The organism is Pseudoalteromonas sp. SR41-8 (assembly GCF_014163915.1).
Taxonomy (GTDB): Bacteria; Pseudomonadota; Gammaproteobacteria; order Enterobacterales; family Alteromonadaceae; genus Pseudoalteromonas; species Pseudoalteromonas rhizosphaerae.
Window position 1 is genome coordinate 86,825 of sequence record NZ_JACJEE010000016.1, and the last position, 22,240, is coordinate 109,064.

The 22,240-nt window shown below is 41.1% G+C and carries 20 protein-coding genes and 1 riboswitch; of the genes, 11 read left to right on the plus strand and 9 right to left on the minus strand.

Translation table 11 applies throughout. The annotated features are described in order from the left end of the window. Positions 1-143: 143 nt before the first annotated feature. A complete protein-coding gene (locus tag H5162_RS12560; RefSeq protein ID WP_182732346.1) occupies positions 144-872 on the minus strand; it encodes a CBM9 family sugar-binding protein in 729 nt (242 codons plus the stop codon). Between the two features lie 194 nt (positions 873-1,066). On the opposite strand from H5162_RS12560, the gene H5162_RS12565 reads away from it, so the two are divergent. Next, positions 1,067-1,342, plus strand: coding sequence for a hypothetical protein (locus H5162_RS12565; protein ID WP_145237954.1), 276 nt, complete (start codon positions 1,067-1,069; stop codon positions 1,340-1,342). Here H5162_RS12565 and H5162_RS12570 read toward each other — a convergent pair. Next, positions 1,337-2,428: an MBL fold metallo-hydrolase gene (locus H5162_RS12570; protein ID WP_182735689.1), complete on the minus strand. Its 1,092-nt coding sequence runs from the start codon at positions 2,426-2,428 to the stop codon at positions 1,337-1,339. The genes H5162_RS12565 and H5162_RS12570 overlap by 6 nt on opposite strands. A gap of 178 nt (positions 2,429-2,606) precedes the next feature. Further along, the gene (locus H5162_RS12575; protein WP_145237960.1) at positions 2,607-3,263 is read right to left on the minus strand and encodes a DUF2959 domain-containing protein; all 657 of its coding nucleotides are present in this window, start codon (positions 3,261-3,263) and stop codon (positions 2,607-2,609) included. A gap of 88 nt (positions 3,264-3,351) precedes the next feature. Here H5162_RS12575 and H5162_RS12580 point away from each other — a divergent pair, with 88 nt between their 5' ends. From H5162_RS12580 to dtd, 3 genes are read left to right on the plus strand one after another with little or no spacing between them, the layout of a single operon-like run. Continuing rightward, positions 3,352-4,245, plus strand: a complete 894-nt coding sequence (locus H5162_RS12580; RefSeq protein ID WP_182735690.1) for a virulence factor BrkB family protein — start codon at positions 3,352-3,354, stop codon at positions 4,243-4,245. A 32-nt stretch (positions 4,246-4,277) separates the two neighbouring features. Then, on the plus strand, positions 4,278-5,231 hold the full coding sequence (locus H5162_RS12585; RefSeq protein WP_182778661.1) for an alpha/beta fold hydrolase: 954 nt from the start codon (positions 4,278-4,280) through the stop codon (positions 5,229-5,231). Beyond that, a complete protein-coding gene (gene dtd / locus H5162_RS12590; RefSeq protein WP_182732350.1) occupies positions 5,219-5,656 on the plus strand; it encodes a D-aminoacyl-tRNA deacylase in 438 nt (145 codons plus the stop codon). The genes H5162_RS12585 and dtd overlap by 13 nt, the downstream gene beginning before the upstream one ends. A gap of 13 nt (positions 5,657-5,669) precedes the next feature. On the opposite strand, the gene H5162_RS12595 is transcribed toward dtd, so the two are convergent. After that, the gene (locus H5162_RS12595) at positions 5,670-6,359 is read right to left on the minus strand and encodes a spermidine synthase (protein WP_182732351.1); all 690 of its coding nucleotides are present in this window, start codon (positions 6,357-6,359) and stop codon (positions 5,670-5,672) included. Positions 6,360-6,576: 217 nt separating this feature from the next. On the opposite strand from H5162_RS12595, the gene H5162_RS12600 reads away from it, so the two are divergent. Continuing rightward, positions 6,577-7,470 (plus strand): bifunctional GNAT family N-acetyltransferase/hotdog fold thioesterase, encoded by an 894-nt coding sequence (locus tag H5162_RS12600; RefSeq protein ID WP_182778663.1) that lies wholly within the window; start codon positions 6,577-6,579, stop codon positions 7,468-7,470. Between the two features lie 54 nt (positions 7,471-7,524). Here the strand turns inward: H5162_RS12600 and H5162_RS12605 are convergent, their stop codons facing one another. The 5 genes from H5162_RS12605 to dapA all read right to left on the minus strand — a co-directional run bounded on the left by H5162_RS12605 (position 7,525) and on the right by dapA (position 12,828). After that, the gene (locus H5162_RS12605) at positions 7,525-8,565 is read right to left on the minus strand and encodes a phospholipase A (RefSeq protein ID WP_182778665.1); all 1,041 of its coding nucleotides are present in this window, start codon (positions 8,563-8,565) and stop codon (positions 7,525-7,527) included. Positions 8,566-8,855: 290 nt separating this feature from the next. Then, entirely contained in the window at positions 8,856-9,977 is a 1,122-nt protein-coding gene (locus H5162_RS12610) for a succinylglutamate desuccinylase/aspartoacylase family protein (protein WP_182718986.1), read from the minus strand. A 5-nt stretch (positions 9,978-9,982) separates the two neighbouring features. Further along, on the minus strand, positions 9,983-11,188 hold the full coding sequence (locus tag H5162_RS12615; protein ID WP_182732355.1) for a PLP-dependent decarboxylase: 1,206 nt from the start codon (positions 11,186-11,188) through the stop codon (positions 9,983-9,985). Next, positions 11,188-11,928 (minus strand): 2,3,4,5-tetrahydropyridine-2,6-dicarboxylate N-succinyltransferase, encoded by a 741-nt coding sequence (locus H5162_RS12620; protein WP_182778667.1) that lies wholly within the window; start codon positions 11,926-11,928, stop codon positions 11,188-11,190. The genes H5162_RS12615 and H5162_RS12620 overlap by 1 nt, the downstream gene beginning before the upstream one ends. Before the next feature lie 15 nt (positions 11,929-11,943). Further along, on the minus strand, positions 11,944-12,828 hold the full coding sequence (gene dapA, locus H5162_RS12625; RefSeq protein ID WP_145237988.1) for a 4-hydroxy-tetrahydrodipicolinate synthase: 885 nt from the start codon (positions 12,826-12,828) through the stop codon (positions 11,944-11,946). A 132-nt stretch (positions 12,829-12,960) separates the two neighbouring features. Beyond that, positions 12,961-13,154: riboswitch (Lysine riboswitch) on the minus strand. Between the two features lie 190 nt (positions 13,155-13,344). On the opposite strand from dapA, the gene H5162_RS12630 reads away from it, so the two are divergent. The 6 genes from H5162_RS12630 to H5162_RS12655 all read left to right on the plus strand — a co-directional run bounded on the left by H5162_RS12630 (position 13,345) and on the right by H5162_RS12655 (position 22,141). Further along, complete coding sequence (locus tag H5162_RS12630; protein WP_182778669.1) at positions 13,345-14,046, plus strand: DNA-3-methyladenine glycosylase I; 702 nt, start codon at positions 13,345-13,347, stop codon at positions 14,044-14,046. Between the two features lie 8 nt (positions 14,047-14,054). Continuing rightward, positions 14,055-15,470 (plus strand): YdiU family protein, encoded by a 1,416-nt coding sequence (locus H5162_RS12635; protein ID WP_182778671.1) that lies wholly within the window; start codon positions 14,055-14,057, stop codon positions 15,468-15,470. 467 nt (positions 15,471-15,937) lie between these two features. Further along, positions 15,938-17,002 (plus strand): OmpA family protein, encoded by a 1,065-nt coding sequence (locus H5162_RS12640; protein WP_145237997.1) that lies wholly within the window; start codon positions 15,938-15,940, stop codon positions 17,000-17,002. Positions 17,003-17,279: 277 nt separating this feature from the next. Next, positions 17,280-19,877 (plus strand): bifunctional aconitate hydratase 2/2-methylisocitrate dehydratase, encoded by a 2,598-nt coding sequence (acnB, locus tag H5162_RS12645; RefSeq protein WP_149980473.1) that lies wholly within the window; start codon positions 17,280-17,282, stop codon positions 19,875-19,877. A 389-nt stretch (positions 19,878-20,266) separates the two neighbouring features. Then, positions 20,267-20,899 (plus strand): 2OG-Fe dioxygenase family protein, encoded by a 633-nt coding sequence (locus H5162_RS12650; RefSeq protein ID WP_145238003.1) that lies wholly within the window; start codon positions 20,267-20,269, stop codon positions 20,897-20,899. Between the two features lie 9 nt (positions 20,900-20,908). After that, positions 20,909-22,141: a cysteine desulfurase-like protein gene (locus H5162_RS12655; protein ID WP_182732361.1), complete on the plus strand. Its 1,233-nt coding sequence runs from the start codon at positions 20,909-20,911 to the stop codon at positions 22,139-22,141. The last annotated feature ends 99 nt before the right edge of the window (positions 22,142-22,240 follow it).

The following is a 22,240-nucleotide window of genomic DNA, read 5'->3' on the forward strand; positions in this document are numbered from 1 at the left end:
ATTCACTTAAAGATTTTTTGCACAAAGAGAAGTGAATGAGGAAAGGCTGAAACAACAGATAATGCAAAGCTCCTGCGTTTATTGGGAGTGTATTTTTGGTTGGGTTTCGCTTCGCTCACTCCAACCTGCGCGGCTAACCTCCATCACTTTTTCGGTAATAACGTAACCTTTCCAAATACGCTGGCGTCGATATAGCCTAGGTTGCGGCTGCCATTTACGGGTTGTACTTCATGCGAACCCATAAAGTGCTCACGAATTTTACTGCCGTCGTTATCGCAGTAGGCGAGCATAAAGCCGATTACTTGCTTTGCCGTTAACTTAAGCGGGGTGTTTGGCACACCTTCTTGGAAATCATTCGGGTAGAGCTTAATGGCTACTTCCCATGTGATGTTATATGGGGCGGTACTGTTTCGTTGCCAGTGGCTGATTAAATGATCTGTGTATAAATGGGGTTTTTTATCAGCTCCGAAATCGGCAGCTTGGTTATCAAGACCAATGTGATAGGCAAACGCAGTATGATTGAACTGATGGTTACCGCCAGATGCGTCGCTATCAATAAACACTTCTAAGGCATCATCGTCCCAGTACTTATCGGTAGGATCTGGATGGGTATCAATTAGTACATCATCCACAATATCGGCTTGTAAATACAGGTAGTTTTCATCCCAAAGTAACTTGTAGCGGCCTTTAAAGTCTTTATCTGAGTCAGGCAAGGTGCCATCCATAAGAAAAGGCATAGGCTGCCATTTTGCTTGGTCCCATGCGCTTTCAGATACACCGTCAATAGTAATTGGTGTTGCTGTATGCTCTACATCGATAGCCATAGCGGCGTTGCTCATTAATAGGCCTAAGGTAAGCGCGGCTGTTTTCATCTAATTCTCAAAGTTTCTTATTTTGTTTGTGGTTCAATAGTGACTGAAACAAAAATTGAAAACAACAGACAGAATGTTCAGGTATAAAATTAGTGATAGTAATGGATCGTAAGTGAATACAGTTTTTTACATTTTCTCGCTCAGTTAACAGGTAAAGTAATGGCACTACTAGAATTAATATAAAAGGAATAATTGTGGCTAACGTATTGTTGTTGATTGTGGCTATGTTGTTATCTGGCTGTACTTCGTCGCAAGTAATGAGCTCGGGTTGTGACTTTGTTGTTGGTAGTGCACAAAGTCAGCAACGGCAAGTGCAGAACCACTCGCTTGATAGCTCAGAGACACACCAAACAGCGAATATAATTAATGGTTTTTTTAGTATGTTACTTGGGCCAATAAATCGCTCCCTCGGTGATGATGAATGCAAGACTGAAGAGCAATCGTATCAGTATCCAAGTGTCGTTTTATAGTGCGACACTTTGCCCTTCATTTAAAATATACAGCGGGATTTGTGACTTCATTTCATCATACATATGCAATAAGCGCAGCAATGCAGAATGGCTGCTGTGATCGCCCATCTTCCAACTTGAGTTGCCATAGCCCCAAGGTATCATAACTTTACAGTTAAGCTCCTGTGCGGCTGTTAAGGCATCCTCAGGAGTAGTATGTACATAACGATACCAGTTACCGTTTTCTTCATGGTAGTACGAGGCGATTGGCATTAAGCACACATCGATAGCGCCATATTTTTTCTGTATATCGTTAAAGTGTTTTGAATAGCCTGTGTCGCCTGCAAAAAATAAAGTGCTGCCATTTTGCTCAAGTAACCAGCCATTCCATAAATCTTTATCGTTATCTTCGTAAATAAAGGGCACTAACACACGACTGCTAAAATGATGCGCAGGTAGCGCATGAATGGTTAAATCATCAATTTTAGTTTTTGCATACCACGCCATTTCGCTAATATTAAAACCACCGGTAGGAAAGTTATCTGCCATACCAAGTGGTGTTAAGTAGCGAGGTTTATTACCTATGCTTTCAATGTCTGCTTTATTGAAGTGATCGTAATGGATATGAGAATAAATTACTGCGTCTAGATTGTTAAGTTCGCTTTCGCTAAGCCAATCGCCAGGTTTACGATAAAACCCAGATGCCAGCCGAAAAGCTAAATCAACAGGGGAGTCAAATTGCTCTTTTACTGGGTCAAATACAACTTGCTGGCCGTTAGGAGTGTTGATCATAAACCCGGCGTGACCGAGCCAGCGTACTGTGTAGCCGGTATTTAGTTGTGGTGCTAGTTGCGCGCCTTGATAGAGGCAGTTTTCACCCGGAGTTTCACATACCAAGTTAGCATTACTTGGGTAACAATCGCTTTCGCAGCTAATCGGATAGTTTTTTTTCCCTGGATAGAGGTTGTGGTAGCGCCCAGCCTGCTCACCCTCTTGATGAAGTGGCACAACAGTATCAGCGCCTGCAATTCTTTGCACATTATTGGCAGTGCTACACGCAGCTAATAAACTTGATGCGATAATTAAACTAGCTGCACGTATTTTCATTGTTTAATGTTTTTATAATTTTAATTAGGTAAAAGTGTAGCAAAAATAGCAGATGAAATAACACTTAAAAAGTAACAAGATATAACAACAAAAAAGCCTACATAAATGTAGGCTTTGATTACTCTGCGACTAGCAAACTAGCGCTCTTGATAAGTGACAGGCAAACTCACAGGCTGATTTAGCCTGCTTTACTCATTTGCTCAATAAATTTATTTGAATCAGCAATCGACTTGTTCATGTCATCCATTAACACTTTTATATCGCGCTTAAGATTAGTGAATTCACCTTGAATGGCTGATACAGCTTGTGCATTAAGGTTATGCTTCAAGTATAAAACATTGTCATGCAGTGATGACAGTACCGGCTCCATCTTGCTTTCAGCATTACGCATAGAGCGTAACAGTTTATCAAAGTCACGTTTGGTTGCGGTGAGCTTTTTATTACTTTCACGTTTAAGTGAAGCGTTAGAATATTGTTCTAATTCATCGCTCCATTCTTCAAACAATGCTTCAGCTACATCTTCAACTTTGTTGATGTTATTTGTAACGTCATTAGCAGCCGCAAGGCTAGATTCGTAGTCATCATTGAGTTGGTCATAGGCTGCTTGTACATCTCCACCATCAAAGTTAATCAATGTTGTTAAACGTTCAAGTGCAGATTGGAATTCCTCTTGAGACTCTTCTTGAGACTCTTTAGTTGCTTCTACGCGGTCCACTAAAATGTCACGCTTATGCACACCAACTGATTCCATAGCCGAGTAATATGCAGATTGGCAGCCAGATAAAGCCAATGATAAGGCCAATATTGGTGCGCTGAGTAAAGTCAGTTTTTTCATCGAGATCCCTTTTTAAATCCGTTAGTGCTGTAAATTATGTGGTGGATTGCTATGATAATCAAAACTATTTTAGCAGAAAGTTAACTTTATGAATGAAAAGGTCGCACATTATAAACAGCAGTTGAGGGTACTTATACGTCAGCAGCCAACGTGGTGGATGCAGTATATTAATCGCTGCATTGACGACCAAATTACTGTAAATGCTGGTTATTTAGCCTATGTAACCTTACTTTCATTGGTTCCTTTAATTGCAGTTGGCGTGGCTATTTTCTCGGCTTTTCCTGGCTTTGAAGATACCCGTATTGCTATTGAAAACTTTTTATTTACTAACTTTGTGCCTACCTCATCAGATGTAATTAAAGAGCATATAACGTCTTTTGCAGGTAATGCGAATCAAATGACTGCTGTAGGTATTGGTTTTCTTGCAGCGATAGCATTGCTACTGATCCGTAATGTTGATGCGACGCTGAATCGAATTTGGCGGATTAAAACCAAGCGACCAATGATGATTTCTTTCGCGGTATATTGGATGGTGTTGAGTTTAGGGCCATTGTTATTAGGCGCAAGTATTGGGGTTACTTCATATATTGTGTCGTTAGTATCATTTGCCGATCAGGGGATTCCGGGCTTTAGTGGCTTTTTATTAAAATTACTGCCTTATTTAATTTCTATGGCTGGCTTTATTATGCTCTATACTTTAGTGCCTAATACTCGCGTATCTTTTAAAGCTGCAGTACCAGGTGCTTTATTTGCAGCCTTGTTGTTTGAATTAACTAAAAAAGGTTTTGCGCTTTATATCAGTCACTTTCCTTCATACGAAGTGATTTATGGTGCGGTGGCAACTATTCCAATTTTATTTGTGTGGGTGTATTTGTCGTGGGTGGTTGTGTTACTCGGTGCAGAGTTTACAGTATGTATTGGCCCTAAAAATATCGAAGGTACATCTGATATTATCCTTGATGAGGGCGATGCTAATAAGTAATTCACTGCATCGCTGATAGGAGAGTCGGCATTATGCAGTTATATCCAAATATTACCCCATACCATGATTTTCATTTGAGTGTGGGAAGTGGGCACCAAATTCATGTACAAGAGTACGGTGATCCAGCTGGCCTGCCGGTGGTAATTTGCCATGGCGGGCCCGGCGTGGGTTTGCATGCTGATAATTGCCGTTTCTTTGATCCTACCCGTTATCGTATTATTTTATATAGCCAACGCGGCTGCGGGCAATCAACTCCTCATTTAACAAGCGCTAATACAACCTCAGAACTGGTCGCTGACCTTGATTATTTACGCACTTACTTAGGACTAGAAAAGTGGGTGTTAAGCGGTGGTTCGTGGGGAGCAACTCTGTGTTTGCTGTATGCCATTGAACACACTCAACATGTACATGGGTTAATTTTACGAGGCACGTTTTTGGCTACTTCAGCCGATTTTCAGTGGCTATATAGTTGTCATGGTGCTGCTGCACATTTTTATCCTGAATTATATGCGCGTTTTTCTCAGGATTTACCTGATGTTGCCAGCATTTTTGCGTTTTATCGGCGGCAATTAAATGATGATAATCAAATTAATGCAAATCACTTTGCTAAATTATGGTGCCAATGGGAAAACGTATTAAGCCATGGTAAACAGCAACATCAATGGGGGTTAAGTTCACCACAGTTGGGGCTTAATATGGCGCGTTTAATGGTCCATTACTTTACTGCTCAGTGTTTTATTACTGATAACTTCATTGGTGAACACTATAAAAAAATTAGTAAAATTCCTACTTGGTTTATTCATGGCAGGCATGATTTAGTGTGTCGTTTTAATGCCGTACAGCATTTAGCTGAGCAACTCAACGCACAGTTACTTATTTTAGATGGTGTTGGGCATGGTGTTGATAGTAATGTATATTTAGCGGCAGTGCGGCGTGCAGCCGATCTTATGTGTATCAAATTATCGAGGAATAGATGCAAGGATTAATTCAGCGCGTAAAACACGCAAAAGTTGAAGTGGATGGTCAGGTAATTGGTCAAATTGAGCAGGGGCTTTTATTGTTGCTTGGGGTTGAAAAGCATGATGATCAACAAAGCACTGATAAGCTGCTACATAAAGTTAGTAATTACCGCGTATTTAGCGATGAAAACGACAAAATGAATTTAAGCCTGCAAGATATTCAAGGTGAGTTATTGGTGGTATCGCAATTTACTCTGGCGGCAGATACTAAAAAAGGCATGCGCCCAAGCTTTTCATCAGCAGCCACACCTGCACAGGCTAATGAGCTATACGAATACTTTGTTAGCCAAGCTCGAGTTATGGGTTTAAGCGTAGCAACAGGACAATTTGCTGCGGATATGCAAGTAAGTTTATGTAATGATGGGCCGGTGACATTTAATTTAACAGTGTAGTTAAGGCTAGCAGTTATTTTCTGATCACCACGATGTTGTTGGCATAACCTGGAATTTTTTCGATGCTAGGTATTTTACCAAAAGTGGTGATCAGTAAATGTTCTAACTGCTTTAATTGTGAATCATGCTGAGATAAAAAATTAATAAACAAATAGCCATTTTTAGTTAAAGCACAGCGCAGTTTTTCGTAAAAGCGGTGTTTGTATAAAAATAACGGCGCATCTAATTGGCTAAATAGGTCAAGAATGATCCAATCGTATTGTGGGCCATGCTCTAATACAGCTTCAGCATCAAAACAGCGTAAATTCGATGCATGCTCACCACCAAAAAAACGCTTATAGCAATGAATGATATTCGGATTTTTCTCTACAGAGAGTAGCTGACTATCAGGGTAGGTGTGTTGTAAGTAATTGCGGATAGCACCGCCACCTAAGCCCAGTTCAAGTACGGCGTTTGGCGCTGAGAGTGGTTGCCATAATTGCGCTAAATATTGTAAATGTGGAAACAGCAAATGGCTTGGGCTGCTTTTCTCGACCACTGACTGTAGTGTTTCGTTGATCAATAACCAACGTAACTGCTTATGTTGGCGTACCTGAATGCAATCGGCGCCATATTTGTGCCAATAGAGTAGTTGTCCGATACGGTGACAATCTTCGATAAAGCTGTGCTTTACTGCCCCGTTGTCTTCAAAAAAATGTTCCATAGTTACATCAGCATAGACGAGTCAATCTAAAGTGCCAATATGTCTATCAAGTTTTACAGGTAAAGCAGTTATTTTGCGTTGCTCACCAAAGTCGTATTCCAAGTTTTTATCAGATGGAGTATGGTAGTTTGCAAATAATAACTGACCGCATTTTTAGTTAGATAAACGCATCTTGAATTAACAAGCGTTTGCGGCCTTGGTAGCAACAGGAGTGATTATGTTTCAGGTGACAACACCACAAAGTAGCGAAGATTGGCAAGCGTATTATCAATTACGTTGGCAAGTATTGCGCGCACCTTGGAATGAACCGCGTGGTTCTGAGCAGGATGATTTAGAGCAAGATGCTGAGCATCGCTTTATTAAAAATAAAGAGGGGGCAGTGTTAGGTGTTGCACGACTGCATTTTAATAATCAACAACAAGCGCAAGTCCGTTATATGGCGGTTGCGGAAGGTAACCGTAATCAACACATCGGTAGTCGTTTATTGCATGAGCTTGAGAAAATGGCCTGGACTCAAGACGCCGATGAGTTGGTTTTATTCGCTCGTGAACGGGCATTAGAATTTTATAAGCGCCATGGTTATGAATTAAAAGAAAAGGCTCACTTAGCTTACGATGATGTACAACACTGGAAAATGGTGAAACAAAAACCGTCTGAGCCAGGCTGGTTCCGTCATCCTAATTGGACCCAAATTCTGCAAAATACATGGCGCGAATCTATTCCGATCAGCGATGCTATGGGCATTAAAGTTGAAAGTTACACTGATTGGCAATTTACCACCAGTGCAGATCTAAATGCGAACTTAAACTTGCATAACACTATGTTTGCTGGCTCTATTTATAGTTTAGCGACGTTAACCGGCTGGGGCGCAACTTATTTAGCACTCAAAGAAGCCGGGTTTGAAGGTAATATAGTGTTAGCCGATGCTAATATTAAATATTTAAAACCGCTTAATAACGACCCTCGTGGCAGCGTTGATTTAAGCGGTTGTAAAGGTAAATTAGCCGAGTTAGAGTCAGAAGGCAAAGCGAGCTATGTAGTGCCAGTGGAAATCTACGATGGTGAGTTACTGGTTGCTGAGTTTGAAGGTACATTTAAAATTATTAAGTAGTTAGAATTCAGAGCAAACAAAAAATAAGGCCAAGCAATTGCTTGGCCTTAACTTTTATAGTAAATCAGTTAACAATATACCCACACCAATACGTTCTATATCTGCGTTATAATCTATTAAGCTTTCACCGTAACCGTTAAAGTATTGGGCATAGCCTCGTAGTCGGCCCCATAACGGAAATGACCAATCCAGTTGAATTGCACCGCGGTTATCTGAATTTAAATTATTGCGGGTCATAAAGCTAAATTCATGATCATCTAGTCTATACGCGCCAGAAAATTCAAAGTAACCCATGTATTTATAGATATCTGGGTTATCGTCGCCTTTAGCCTGCATAGGATCTTCTTTTCTATCTTCTGGGATGCGGTACCAAGGTTTAAAACTAAATACAAAGCCATCATTTTCCCAAACGAAATTGGCATAAATACGATTCCAAGAACGAGAGTGAGGCTGGCTACGGCCATTCGATTGATGCACGAAACCAACCGCAATCGCCATTTCATCTCCCCAAAGAACATGCTCGGGGTCTAGATAATTAACCCAAAAGATCTCGGGTTCGTAATTAGTTTCACGAAATGGTGATGAAATATCGTCGTTATAAAACTGCCAAAATGATTGCAGTGTAAAACCAAAGTAAACAGCTTGGTCTTTATCTGCAAAATCATTGTATAACGGTACTTTGATTGATAACTGATATTTTATTTCTAAGTTATCAAGTGTTTCGCCTTCGTTGTTTTCTGATAGGTCATTAAGATTGTCAAAAGGTCTGGCATTTGGGTTGGATACATACGACAGCGGTAATATATAATTACGTTTATGTGGAGTGATCACATTTCGGTTTTTTTCACTGACCTGTTCACGGGCTTTGCGTTTATCTAGTACGGTGATCTGCTTACTTTCATCGAGAGAACTACATTTTTCACGTAATTGCGCTAGTGTCATTTCGGCTTTGCCGCCAATGGCTTCATTTAAAATACATTGCTTTACTAGCTCAAGATCATTGTCTTGTTCATTTGTTTTTTCAGCTTGTTCTGATTGTGCAAATGCGGTGTATGAAAGCAGTGTCGTCAGTAGGAACCCGTAGCGCCAAGTCATTATTCTTCCTTTGATAAAGCCAAATAGAGAGTAGCTGTTGTATGTTATTAGTAAATGATAATGGAGTGATTTTCAGTGCAAGAAAATAGCTGAAAATAGATTTTCATTATATTTTATTCAGTGCAGACTTTAACTGAATATCAGTGAATTGTTACTGAACTTAGTTGATTGTGGCGCTTTTTGCCCATAAATACAAAGAAAAAGCGGCCGAAGCCGCTTGTTCAATGCACTTTTTCCAATTGGATAGTCGTGCTCTCACGCAATGAGAAGGGTTGAGCTTGATATAAAAATTAAAGCTCAAATACGTTAGTAAAGAATTTATATAGTTCGGTGCCTTGGTTTACGCTTGCTGAAGCAAAATGCAAAATCGCGATGGCGTCACAATCAAGTGTTAGGGTTTGTAATGGTTGCTCTGCGAGGTAGCGCTCCATTCGCAATACTCTAGCAATCGGCTCGCCAGCTTTGATATGGCCGCCAAGTGGCGCTATATACTCAACCATGCCGCCCATAGGTGCATAGTAAGCAAGGTAATCATTTAAATCACAGCCGTAGCGCTTCATTACTTTTGGCTGATAGGGGGCATCAACGAATACCTGCTTATGATTTAGGTAACTTAAAATACTATTAGCATCATCAAGGGCCGCAGTTAAATCGATTTTTTCTTGGCTGCCGAGTTCGACCGTAAAAGCTTCAACTTGAACATTAAATTCACGCCCTTGTTGAGCTAATGCCTCGGTTAATTGCCACCATGGGCAAAAACTTGCTTCATCCATTGCTCCTGCAAAATCATTAGGGATGATTAATACATGAGGAATATTAAAGTAGTTGGCACTGGCCTTGGCATAATCTGGGCAATATAAATGCTGACTCGAAATGGGGCCTGTGTGTAAGTCGAGCACGATATCAGCTTGGTGTGCCAACTTTTGCAAGTTAAGTGCAATGCGTTTGCCTGTAGTTAGGCGATAAGCTGGACCGCTTAGTTGTTGGTCTACTTCATCAATCAGTGCGGCTTTAAACTCACTTTTTAAGGTTTGCTCATCGGCATCACTATATTGCTCAGCAAATTGGCTCGCGAGCTTACTATTGCAGTGATACATGCGGTTCCAGTTGGTGCCGGTGATTGGATCAAAACGACCAAGGGTGAATTCGCCCGATTTTTGATTGCAACCAATTGGGTTCGCGTAAGGCACCAGGGTGATATCGCCTTTGAGTTCAAGATGCTTAAGCTGCTCAAGTAATTGGTAAATAACCGCATTGCCTTGTACTTCTGCACCGTGCATATTAGCTTGCACATACACACTTGGCCCAGTGCCATCGCCTTTTAAACGATAGACAGGAATTGTGAGCGGTAGGCCGTTGGCAACTTCACCAACTACTATGTTTTCTTGGCTTATAGCTTTAGTCGTGCTCATCTCAATTACCTTAAGTAGTAGCTGGCATCTTCAGCTGTGCGAATACAGTTAAGCTCGCCATTTTGTAATGTGTATTCAGCGGCTAGCTCATGACATAAAAAATACGGCATACTTTCGGTAAAGCCGTACGCGCCACATTGGCTAAAGACCAGCCAGTCTTGTTCATTTAAATCACTAGGTAATTGGTGTTCACCTAAGCAATCAAGTGCTGTACATAATGGCCCATATAAGCTCATAGTTTGGTATGCAGCAGTTGAGTCTCGTAATAATCGTGCCGGGAAATCTTGGCTGGTGACTGCAGGGCGCAATAAATGATTAATACCGCCGCTTAAGATCACTTGTTGTTGGGCATAGTTAAGTTTTCGCTCAACGACAGGTGTTGCGTAATGACCGCATTCGCCCACAGCATAACGGCCAAGCTCCATCCAGAGTTCTTGTACGCCTGCGGCATTCTTAATGTCAGCTAATGCATCAATGAGCGCATCCCAACTTAAGGTTGGTGCATCAAGAGTGTAAGGAATACCTAAACCACCGCCTAAGTCGAGTACTTTTAAGTGAATACCTAAGTCGTTGGCAAGCTTTGTTAGCGGTGCAATCATTTGTGACCAAAGTTCAGCTAGCTTGTCGCTGCTGAGCATGTTGCCCCATTGAAAAATATGCAGGCCATCAAAGCTAAGCGCTGGGTAGTCGCTAGTATTTAGCGCTTGCCATTCATCGCAACCTAAACCAAATGGAGTAAGGCTATCGCCACCAAGTGGGTTTTTTTCTCCTTCAGGCCAGCGTAATTGCACTCGCAGTAATACCTGTAACTGGCAGTTTTGTAAGCTTGCTTGCTCGTTAAGCCAGCGTACTTGATTAAGGCTTTCGGCAACAAAGGTACGTACGCCGCGCGCAATAAAGTGTTTAATTTGTTTTGGGCTTTTGGCAGGCCCTGTATTGAGCACGCGCTCGCTGTTAATACCTTGTGCCAGAACTTGCTCAAGTTCGCCTTTACTTGCTACATCAAAGTTAAAACCCACGTTATCTAAGCTTTGAATGACTTTAGATAATGGATTAGCTTTTACGGCATACCACAGTTTTACCTCAGTTTGCGCCACTAATCGCGTTAAGTGTGCGTTTAATGTATCAAGGTCGTAAATAAAAAATGGTGTATCAAGCGTAGTTGATAGCTCATCAATGGCGGTTTTAACTGGCGTGCTCAAAAAGCTCATTAACGTAAAACCTCTTCAAGCAGCAATGATGCATCACTTTGTTCATCACGGTATTTTACAATTAATGCACACGACATACTTAATCCTTGCTCGCGGGCCCAAGTATTAGAAGCTGGACGAGAGCCTGGAATAACAATTGCGTATTCAGGAATAGGCTCGCCTTTAGCCAGCTGGCGCTCATTAACACAGTCATAAACTGGAATAGTTGCTGATAAGCGTACACCTGGTGCGAGCACCGCGCCTTTTTTCACTACTACGCCTTCAACAATCACGCAACCTGCACCGATGAATGCATCCTCTTCTACCACCACCGGGCTTGCACCAATAGGTTCAAGTACACCGCCTAGTTGTACTGCAGCGCTTAAATGTACATTTTTACCTACTTGCGCACACGACCCCACTAACGCGTGGCTATCAACCATAGTGCCTTCGTCGATAAACGCACCAATGTTTACATATGCTGGTGGCATAATAATCGTGCCCTTAGCAACGTGTGCGCCACGGCGAACGCTTGAGCCACCAGGTACCATACGCACTCCAGCATCGGCTGCAAAACCTTGTGGTGCTAAATTATGTTTATCAACAAAGCCACCTGGAAATTCGGTATTAGTGCCATTTTTAAACGCTTCTAAAATACCTTGTTTTACTGCAACGTTAGCATGCCATTGGCCGTTGTCGTCTTGTGTTGCTGCGCGCACTGCGCCCGATTCTAAATTATTTAGTAGTTCTAACCAGCTCATTATAAAAACCTGTATTTAATGCCAAGATAAAATGGTGTTGTTTGCGTTGTTAATACAATCAGTTTGCGTTAACTCAAGATGCGTCAAAGGTGGACGTAAGTACGGGCTGTTAATTCGCCCTTGTAAATGCATCAATACTTTGACGGGGATAGGGTTTGCGACAGCAAACAAGCTTTGAATGGCTTGTGACCAGTCGGCAAATAAATTGGGGTGTTGACCGCTGAGACTTCGTTTTACAAACTCATGGGTTTGCACAGGCCATGCATTAGCAGCCACAGAGACTAAACCTTTTGCGCCAGCCTGGGCAAAGTAAGGCATCAGTGCATCGTCACCGCTAAAAATAGCTAAATTAGGTGCGACTTTTCTAAAACCTTCAAATTTAGCAATGTCGCCACTGGCTTCTTTGAGTGCCCACAAGTTTTTATGGTCTTTTAAGTTGCTAATTACGGCCGATGGAATATCAACAGCACTGCGCCCTGGTACGTTATAAAGCATGCAAGGATGTTTACTGGTATTAAGTAAGCTTTCAAACCAATGTGTTTGGCCTACTACGCCGGGCTTAGCGTATAGGGGAGTGCCCAGTAAATAGCTATGAATGGGTAACTGATTACAGTATTCAACCCAGGCAATTTGTTGCTTTAGGTTTATACCGCCTACTGCAACCATCAGTGGTACTGTTGGCGTTAATTGGCACACGTGTTCAACAATCGCTTGTTGCTCTTTGAGTGTTAGTGCGAGGCCTTCGCCAGTGCTACCAAGTAATAAAATACCATTGTTAGCCACTTGCTGCTGTGCAACTAACTGATCAAGAGTGGCATAGTCGACTTCACCAGCGTCAGTAAATGGCGTGACGAGTGCCGTCCACAAAGGGTAGTCATTTAAATTGAAGTTATTGATCATCTCTCACGAACTTATAAGTGATTCGAGGAGTTAATAAGCTTTTATGATTGGAGCCACATTAACGTCGTTCGAACTAATAATTCGAAGAGCGAATGGGCTTAATATAATAGGGCGCTATGGCCTTATTACGCTAAGACCAGAAGCTCTCCACCAAATATTTTAACAGCCAAGCTGTTATTGGTGACAGTCGCTGGGATTCAACCCAGTCGCCCGAAGTAAAACTTCACAAAAAGTGTTACTTCTCGGCGTTAATTCCCCTCACGTATGATCACTGGAGTGTGTGCTCCTCACATACGTTACCTGAATAACGCACCTCTTCTAGCCCATGGTGTAAGTTTTATCGTTTAAAACTCACACCTTTAATAGGGGTAATGCGGAAGATTAAAGCATTTTAGCCGTCTAGGTGTCAAGGCTGGATATTTTTAAGTTTATTTTTAGCTGCAATGTGCTCCTGACATTTTTTTACAACGTAAATAGCGTTACAGTAAGCGTAATAACAAGCAGTGGTAGTGAGTAATGGAAAAATTTCAAGATATATATCAACGAGCGGCACAGCGAAAAGGTAGCGAAGTAATGTTACAGCACTTACTTGTTGCCCCTCAAAATGCAAAGCAATTAACTGCTTTACCTGATGATGCATGGCTTGAAGAGTTTACCCGCAAAATTTTTCAAAGTGGTTTTTATTGGTCAGTGATCAACAATAAATGGCCAGGTTTTCGGGAAGTATTTTGGGATTTTAGTGTGGCTAAATTATTAATGATGCCGCCAGATATGCTTGAGCAAAAAGCCACCGATGAGCGAATCGTTCGTAACTTTAAAAAAGTGCAAACGATCCCAGAAAATGCGTATATGATCCATGAAGTGGCAAGTGAACATGGCAGTTTTAGTCAGTTTATTGCAGATTGGCCGAGCGACGATATTATTGGTTTGTGGGGGTATTTAAAAAAGCATGGTGCGCGTTTAGGTGGTAACACCGGCCCTTATGCATTGCGAACCTTAGGGAAAGACACTTTTTTATTCTCGCGTGATGTAGAAAGTTATCTCCGTGCTCATAAGATAATTGATAGCGGTTTACAAACTAAAAAGTCACTTACCAGCGCTCAACATTTTTTTAATGAATTGCAGCAACAAAGCGGATTAAGCCTTCAAGAGCTCAGTTTGTTAGTTGCATACAGCGTGGGCGATAATCGCGTTGGCATACAAACAACCCAAGCCTAAGGAATACTATGAAATTAGTTGCTCGTTACACCCAGATTGCTGATGATTTTGCTGTGGCTGATCAGCCAAGTGCTGTTATTGCTCCAAACTTACTGCTGTGGAACGATACGTTAGCTAGGCAGCTTAATATTGAGGTTGCCACATCAGAACGTGCGGTAATTTTTTCTGGTAATCTTAATAACAGCGATGTTGCTGCTGTGGCATTAGGTTACTCAGGGCATCAATTTGGACATTTTTCACCGCGTTTAGGTGATGGGCGAGCACATTTATTAGGGGCTGTCACTGATCAGCAGCAACAGCTTTGGGACATTCAACTCAAAGGTTCTGGTGCTACGCCATTTTCACGTGGAGGTGATGGCCGTTGCGCAATCGGTCCTGCGGTACGTGAATATATAATGAGTGAGGCAATGCACGGGCTTGGCATACCGACGACACGTTGTTTGGCAGTTGTTGCCAGTGGTGAAACAGTTTACCGTCAACCACCACAACAAGGAGCCATTGTTACCCGCGTTGCTAGTAGTCATATACGTGTCGGTTCGTTTCAGTATTTAGCTGCGCAAGGTGATGTTACTGGTTTAAAAACTTTAGCTGATTTAGCTATTGAGCGTCATTATCCTGAGATAAAGTCTACGGGCTCTGCGCGTTATTTGGCATTTTTAAGTGCGGTAATTGAAAAGCAAGTTAGCCTGATTGTTAGCTGGATGCGCGTTGGTTTTATTCATGGAGTAATGAATACTGATAATACGCTCGTCAGTGGTGAGACCATCGATTATGGCCCTTGTGCAATGATGAATCAGTTTGATTTTGATACTGTATTTAGTTCTATTGATCGCCAAGGCCGCTATGCTTTTGGCAATCAACCTAATATTGCTAATTGGAATTGTGCACGTTTAGCTGAAAGTTTAATTCCTTTAATTAGCGATGACGAAGAGCAGGCTGTTGAGCTACTAAGCCCATTAATAAATGGTTTTGCTGAGCAGTTTCATCAAGCTTTTACACAGATGTGGGCGAAAAAGTTGGGCTTTGATGGTCATCAAGATGGTGATGCTGAATTAGTATCCGAGTTATTAACTTTACTGAAAACTCATCAGCTTGATTACACCAATACTTTTGACTCCTTAACAGAATCACTGCAAGGTCAGACTGCTATTCCGAGTGACTTGGCTGGTTGGTCTATTAAGTGGTTAGCCAGAACAAATACGCAAAGCTATCAGCTGATGCGCCAAGCCAACCCACGCTTGATCCCGCGTAATCATATCGTTGAAAGCATAATACAGCAGTATGAAAGTACTGGTGAAAGCAGCATGTTAGATGAATATTTAACGGCCTTGAGGTCGCCTTACCAATTGTTGGCAAGCCCTGCATTTTGGTACTCACCGCCTGTCGATATGGACACTAATTACCAAACATTTTGTGGTACATAATAACAGCATCAATTATTGTTATTTGTCGCTGTTCGTAAATTGAACGGATACGAACGAATTGATGCTACTTATTCATCCAGATCTTTAGTTAAAAGCTGTTATTTATTAAGAATTATAAGAAATAAATATGCTTAGCTACTTGTTGATTTAAAATTAACCAATATAATGCATCCATTAACTTCAGCATTTAAATTTTTAAAGCCAAATATATTGGAAACGTTGTTTCTGAAATAGTAGTGATAGCAATTACAATGCTGACAATCGATGTATGTGTAAGTTAGGTAAAGTCTTTTATCTGAACTATAATGTAGAGCGCTTTATTCTAATAAATATTTAAATTGCAAAATATATGCATTTAAACGTTTTTGTTAAGTAATGATTAACTAAAGATGCGGTACTCTGTAATCAAACTTATTGAGCTAGGGTTTCTTAGCTACAATTTTAATTGTGAAAATGGGAAGGAAACAATGAAATTAAAATCACTTACTATTGCTTTAGCACTAGCTGCAACTAGCGCTTCAAGCTTCGCGGCTGAAAAAGAAGGTTTCTTTATCGGTGCTTTTGGCGATTATTACGATGCTTCATGGGAAAATGTCCGTGGTAGCGCAGGTACTAACGTTGATGATTCAACTGGTTGGGGTGCGGAAATTGGTTATCGTTTTAACGATTACTGGAGCGCGCGCTTAGAATATGCTGATATGGATTTTGACATTTCAAATGTAAATCCTGCTATGAACGCAACAAGCATGGACGGCGATCGTTTAGGTATTGATGGTCTTTATCACATCAACGGCGGCCCTTTCTATGGTATTTTCGGTCTTAAACAAATCGATATTACAGAAAACCTAACTTTTGCTAATGTGGGTGCTGGTTACCAACATTATTTCACTGATAATTTCGCATTTAATGCTGAAACATCTATTTACCAAGGCCTTGACCGTGGTTACACAGATGTAGGTGCTAAACTTGGCCTTAGCTATTTATTTGGTAAGCAAAGTTCAGCAGCTGAGCCAGTTAAAGCTGCTCCAGCTCCAGCTACAGTAGTACCTGTAGCGGTTGCTCCTGTTGATAGCGATGGTGATAACATCCCTGATGCAGATGACCAATGTGCAAACACACCAATGACAGATGCTGTTGATGGAACAGGTTGTACTCTATATGAAGACCGTGAAGTAACTAAGAGCTTGTTAGTAACATTCCCTAACAATGCGTCGGTTGTTGCTGGCAAATATGACAGCGGTATTGAAAAAGTTGCAGGCTTCTTAAAAGAGCACACAGATACAACAGTATTACTTGAAGGTCATTCTTCTGCTGTTGGTAAAGCAGATTACAACAAGTGGTTATCTAAAAAGCGTGCTGATGCAGTTGCTGCTAAGCTAATTGCTGATGGCATTGCTGCAGATCGTATTACTACTGTTGGTCTAGGCGAAGAGCGTCTTAAAAATACAGACAACACACCTGCTGCACACGCGGAAAACCGTCGTGTAGAAGCACACATTAAGTCAATTGAACGCGTGAAAGTTGAGCGTTAATAGCATTTGATTTATTAAAAACCCGGCAATATGCTGGGTTTTTTTATGCCTAATAAAATAGTAATGATTCGCAGTTAATTAACATTCATGTGAATGGTGTTTTCCTTTTTGACTATTCATAGTATTTATAGTGAGTATAAAATTTTGCTTGATTGCATGGACTTTCATCTATATTTAAAAGCTTTATAATTAATCATCAGAATACTATAAGTATTGAGTAATTTTTCGCGAGAACGCGTATTACTGAATACTTTCACGTCACCAAGAGGGCAATATTGTGCTAGAAGATTATCGTAAACACGTAGAAGAACGTGCCGCGTTAGGTATCGTACCAGCGCCATTGGATGCTCAGCAAACGGCTGATCTTATCGAGCTAGTTAAAACACCACCTGCAGGTGAAGAAGAGTTTATTTTAGACTTATTAGTAAATCGCGTGCCGCCAGGTGTGGATGACGCAGCTTACATCAAAGCTGGTTTTTTAGCCGCAGTTGCTAAAGGTGAGGCAACTTCACCACTAATTTCAAAAGAAAAAGCAGCTGAACTATTAGGCACAATGCTTGGCGGTTACAACATCGCCCCCATGATTGAGCTACTTGACGAAGAAGCGCTTGCGCCAATCGTTGTTAAAGGTCTTGCAAATACGTTATTAATGTTTGATGCATTTTATGACGTTGAAGAAAAAGCAAAAGCGGGTAATGAATACGCTAAGCAAATTATTGAATCTTGGGCTGCTGCAGAATGGTTTACCAATAAACCTGCGGTTGCTGAAAAAATCTCAGTTACGGTATTCAAAGTAACTGGCGAAACAAATACTGATGATTTATCACCAGCGCCAGACGCATGGTCACGTCCTGATATTCCATTGCATGCTTTAGCAATGCTAAAAATTGAGCGTGACGGTATTACACCTGATAAAGCTGGTGAAGTTGGCCCAATTACACAACTTGAAGAATTAAAAACGAAAGGCTTACCACTTGCCTACGTAGGTGATGTTGTTGGTACTGGCTCTTCTCGTAAGTCAGCAACTAACTCTGTACTTTGGTTTATGGGCGATGATATCCCGTTTGTACCAAACAAGCGTGTTGGCGGTGTATGTTTAGGTAATAAAATTGCGCCAATCTTCTTCAACACAATGGAAGATTCAGGCGCATTACCAATCGAATTAAATGTTGATGAACTTAACATGGGTGAGCAAATCGATATCTTCCCTTACGAAGGTGTTGTTAAGCGTCACGGTACTGATGAAATTATTTCTACTTTTGAACTTAAATCTGAGGTAATTTTAGATGAAGTTCGTGCTGGTGGTCGTATCCCACTAATCATTGGTCGTGGTTTAACTGACAAAGCGCGTACATCTCTTGGCTTGGGTGCAACTGATGTATTTAAAGTACCAACAGCAACAGAAGTTTCTGATAAAGGCTTCACACTAGCGCAAAAAATGGTTGGTAAAGCATGTAACGTTGCAGGTATTCGCCCTGGTCAATACTGTGAGCCTAAAATGACTACTGTTGGTTCGCAAGATACAACCGGTCCTATGACGCGTGATGAACTTAAAGATTTAGCGTGTTTAGGTTTCTCTGCAGATTTAACAATGCAGTCTTTCTGTCATACATCAGCTTACCCTAAACCTATTGATGTAAATACTCACCATACGCTTCCTGATTTCATCATGAACCGTGGCGGTGTTTCGCTTCGCCCAGGTGACGGTATTATCCACTCATGGTTAAACCGTATGTTATTACCAGATACCGTCGGTACTGGTGGTGATTCACATACACGTTTCCCATTAGGTATTTCATTCCCAGCGGGGTCGGGTGCAGTAGCATTCGCAGCAGCAACCGGTGTAATGCCACTTGATATGCCTGAATCAATTTTAGTCCGTTTTAAAGGCGAAATGCAGCCTGGTATCACATTACGTGACCTAGTACATGCAATCCCTTACTACGGTATTAAGCAAGGCTTATTAACCGTTGAGAAAAAAGGAAAAATTAACGAATTCTCTGGTCGAGTACTAGAAATTGAAGGCGTTGAGCACCTAACTGTTGAGCAAGCATTTGAATTATCTGATGCATCTGCAGAGCGTTCGGCGGCAGGTTGTACTGTTAAGTTATCTAAAGAATCTATTTCTGAATACCTAGAATCAAACATTGTTATGCTGAAGTGGATGATCTCTGAAGGTTACGGTGATGTACGTACGATTGAACGTCGTGTTACGGCAATGCAAGAGTGGTTAGCTAACCCAGAACTTATGGAAGCTGATAAAGACGCTGAGTACGCTCATATAGTTGATATCGATTTAGCCGAAATTAAAGAGCCAGTTCTTTGTGCACCAAATGATCCAGATGATGCGCGTCTTCTTTCTGATGTTGCAGGCGAGAAAATTGATGAAGTATTCATCGGCTCTTGTATGACTAACATTGGTCACTTCCGTGCTGCTGGTAAGTTGCTTGATGGCTTTAAAGGTCAATTACCGACTCAGCTTTGGGTTGCTCCACCAACTAAGATGGATAAAGACCAACTTACAGAAGAAGGTTATTACGGTATTTTTGGTCGTGTTGGCGCACGTATCGAAACTCCAGGTTGTTCACTATGTATGGGTAACCAAGCACGTGTTGCAGATCAAGCAACAGTTGTGTCTACCTCTACACGTAACTTCCCGAACCGTTTAGGTAATGGTGCAAACGTATTTTTAGCTTCATCTGAACTTGCTGCAATCGCTGCAATTTTAGGTAGATTACCAACATCTGCTGAGTATCAAGAATATGCTGCGAAGATCAATGCAACAGCATCAGATACATACCGTTACTTGAACTTCCATCGCATGCCTGCTTACACTAAAAAAGCAGACAACGTGATTATTCAACAAGCTGTTTAATTTTAACTCGTTTGTATATGACAGCCTGCTTAGCAGGCTTTTTTATTAGGGATGCTGAAATATTATTCGTATTTAGTTGAACATTAAGAATGTGGCGCTACAACCTACCTTACCAGCCTGCGACTAAGTTGAACTTGTAGTTGAAGATTGAAAAATAAATATGAGGTTAGTTGGACTCTTTAAGTGTTTTTGTTATTGATGTTTATAAATAGAAATTCCATTGGTCATTTTGTTGTTAGATTAAAATTTCATTATGATGATATTTTAGATCTTAAAATTCTACTTTAACCTTACTTTAATCAAGTAAAGACGCAAAAAATCCCCTCTAATTGCATTAAAATCCCTTCATTATTTATGAGTTAATCCTCTTATTTTTAGGCGAGATTTTTATGACAGCATTAAACAACCAGAACCTATTACAACTTCGCTTTGTAAACCAAGCTCATATTGAGGCTGTTAAGCCATCGTTTGCTAATCTTCCGGCTAACCCGTATGCCGACGGTGCGTTTCGTAAACGCCGCTATTCAGTAATTAAAGTGCAAAATGATGAACTTGTTTTACAAGCCACAAAAGCATTTGTACAAGATGATTCAATCAATACTTTCCAAGGTAATGTTGAGCGCACTTACGAAAATTTAGAGCCGAGTTTATTGGCAAGCGAAGGGATGAAAAGTATCGTCAATGAGTTTCGTGCCATTACCGGTATTAGCGAAGAGCGTGATATTGAAATTCATCAATTTCGTATGCTTGCTATTGAAAGTGATACGCCGCCTGCGCCAGAAGGTATTCATCAAGATGGCTTTGATCACGTTTGTATTTGTGGTGTATCTCACGAAAACTTAGAAGGTGGTGAGTTGTTGGTGTATGAAAATAAGCAAGCTGAGCCTTGTTTTAAAATGGAAATTAAAGACGGTATGTTTGCATTAATTAATGACCGTGAAGTTTGGCATAACGCAACACCGATGAATAAAATTGATGACACAAAAGCGGGTTATCTTGACTGCTTCGTACTGACAGCTTAAGGAATAGCAATGAACTTAACACAATTACGCCGCCAATTTCCGGCCCTAATGCAGCAAGTAGCTGGTAAGTCACCAATATTTTTAGATGGCCCGGGTGGCTCACAAGTACCACAGCCTGTTTTGAGTGCAATGTCGGCTTATTTAGGTTATTACAACTCGAATTTAGGCGGTGCATTTTTTTCGAGTGAAAAAACCGTTGAGTTAATGGCTGATGCGCGCCAAGCGGCTGCTGATTTACTTAATTCCCCATCGCGCGATCAAATTGTATTCGGTGCGAATATGACTAGCCTTACTTTTAGCTTTAGCCGTGCGATTTCTCGTGATTGGCAAGCGGGTGATGAGATTATCGTGACCAATGCAGATCACTTCTCAAATGTATCTTCTTGGCAGCAGGCTGCAGAAGATAAAGGCGCAAAGGTTAATACTGTATTGATTAACGAAGCTGATTGCAGCTTAGATTTAGCGCATTTTACAAGCTTACTGAGTACTAAAACCAAATTAGTAGCCGTTACTTATGCATCAAACACTACCGGCTCTATAAACGACATTAAACGTATTGTTGAAATGGCTCATAGCGTAGGTGCTTTGGTGTATGTGGATGCTGTGCATTATGCGCCACATGAGCTGATTGATGTTCAAGCACTTGATTGTGATTTTTTGGCCTGCTCTGCGTATAAGTTTTTCGGCCCACATTTAGGTATGGTGTACGCTAAGCGTGAGCACCTTGAAGAGTTTAGACCATACAAAGTCGAGCCTGCCAAAGATGTTATTCCTGGGCGCTGGGAAACCGGCACGCAAAGCTTTGAAGCACTCGCAGGTTTAATTGCTGCTGTTGACTACATTGCAGATATTAGTGAGCTTGATGGTAGCTATTCACGCCGCGATAAATTAGCTTCTGCTTTTGCAAAAACTAAACAGCATGAAATGGCGTTAAGTGAGTACTTCCTTACTCGACTAGTTAACTATCCTAAGATCAAACTATTTGGTATTGATGATTTAGATCGTTTAGCTGAACGTACCCCAACTTTTGCTTTAACCTTTGCAGGGCTTGAGCCACGTCAGGTGTCTGAGTTTTTAGGTAAGCAACATATATGTGTGTGGGATGGTAACTTCTACGCTCAGGGCTTATGCAAGCAATTGGGTGTATTGGATACTGGCGGCGTTGTACGCATTGGTTGCATGCACTACAACACCATCGAAGAGCTAGATAAGTTATTTGATTTGTTTGATCAATTACTTTAGAGCTATAAGGCATAAGCTGTAAGTTTTAAGCGACCAGAGCGCTTGGTAAGCCTTGACATAAAATCTGAATTGAGTAGATTTTTGGCTTACCGCTTACCG

Coding starts and splice junctions, on each gene's coding strand:
- H5162_RS12650 (WP_145238003.1), top strand. CDS start 20,267: ATGACAGCATTAAACAACCAGAACCTATTACAACTTCGCTTTGTAAAC.
- dapA (WP_145237988.1), bottom strand. CDS start 12,828: ATGATCAATAACTTCAATTTAAATGACTACCCTTTGTGGACGGCACTC.
- H5162_RS12560 (WP_182732346.1), bottom strand. CDS start 872: ATGAAAACAGCCGCGCTTACCTTAGGCCTATTAATGAGCAACGCCGCT.
- H5162_RS12585 (WP_182778661.1), top strand. CDS start 4,278: ATGCAGTTATATCCAAATATTACCCCATACCATGATTTTCATTTGAGT.
- dtd (WP_182732350.1), top strand. CDS start 5,219: ATGCAAGGATTAATTCAGCGCGTAAAACACGCAAAAGTTGAAGTGGAT.
- H5162_RS12595 (WP_182732351.1), bottom strand. CDS start 6,359: ATGGAACATTTTTTTGAAGACAACGGGGCAGTAAAGCACAGCTTTATC.
- H5162_RS12570 (WP_182735689.1), bottom strand. CDS start 2,428: ATGAAAATACGTGCAGCTAGTTTAATTATCGCATCAAGTTTATTAGCT.
- H5162_RS12640 (WP_145237997.1), top strand. CDS start 15,938: ATGAAATTAAAATCACTTACTATTGCTTTAGCACTAGCTGCAACTAGC.
- H5162_RS12610 (WP_182718986.1), bottom strand. CDS start 9,977: ATGAGCACGACTAAAGCTATAAGCCAAGAAAACATAGTAGTTGGTGAA.
- H5162_RS12655 (WP_182732361.1), top strand. CDS start 20,909: ATGAACTTAACACAATTACGCCGCCAATTTCCGGCCCTAATGCAGCAA.
- H5162_RS12615 (WP_182732355.1), bottom strand. CDS start 11,188: ATGAGCTTTTTGAGCACGCCAGTTAAAACCGCCATTGATGAGCTATCA.
- H5162_RS12600 (WP_182778663.1), top strand. CDS start 6,577: ATGTTTCAGGTGACAACACCACAAAGTAGCGAAGATTGGCAAGCGTAT.
- H5162_RS12620 (WP_182778667.1), bottom strand. CDS start 11,928: ATGAGCTGGTTAGAACTACTAAATAATTTAGAATCGGGCGCAGTGCGC.
- H5162_RS12605 (WP_182778665.1), bottom strand. CDS start 8,565: ATGACTTGGCGCTACGGGTTCCTACTGACGACACTGCTTTCATACACC.
- H5162_RS12630 (WP_182778669.1), top strand. CDS start 13,345: ATGGAAAAATTTCAAGATATATATCAACGAGCGGCACAGCGAAAAGGT.
- H5162_RS12575 (WP_145237960.1), bottom strand. CDS start 3,263: ATGAAAAAACTGACTTTACTCAGCGCACCAATATTGGCCTTATCATTG.
- H5162_RS12635 (WP_182778671.1), top strand. CDS start 14,055: ATGAAATTAGTTGCTCGTTACACCCAGATTGCTGATGATTTTGCTGTG.
- H5162_RS12580 (WP_182735690.1), top strand. CDS start 3,352: ATGAATGAAAAGGTCGCACATTATAAACAGCAGTTGAGGGTACTTATA.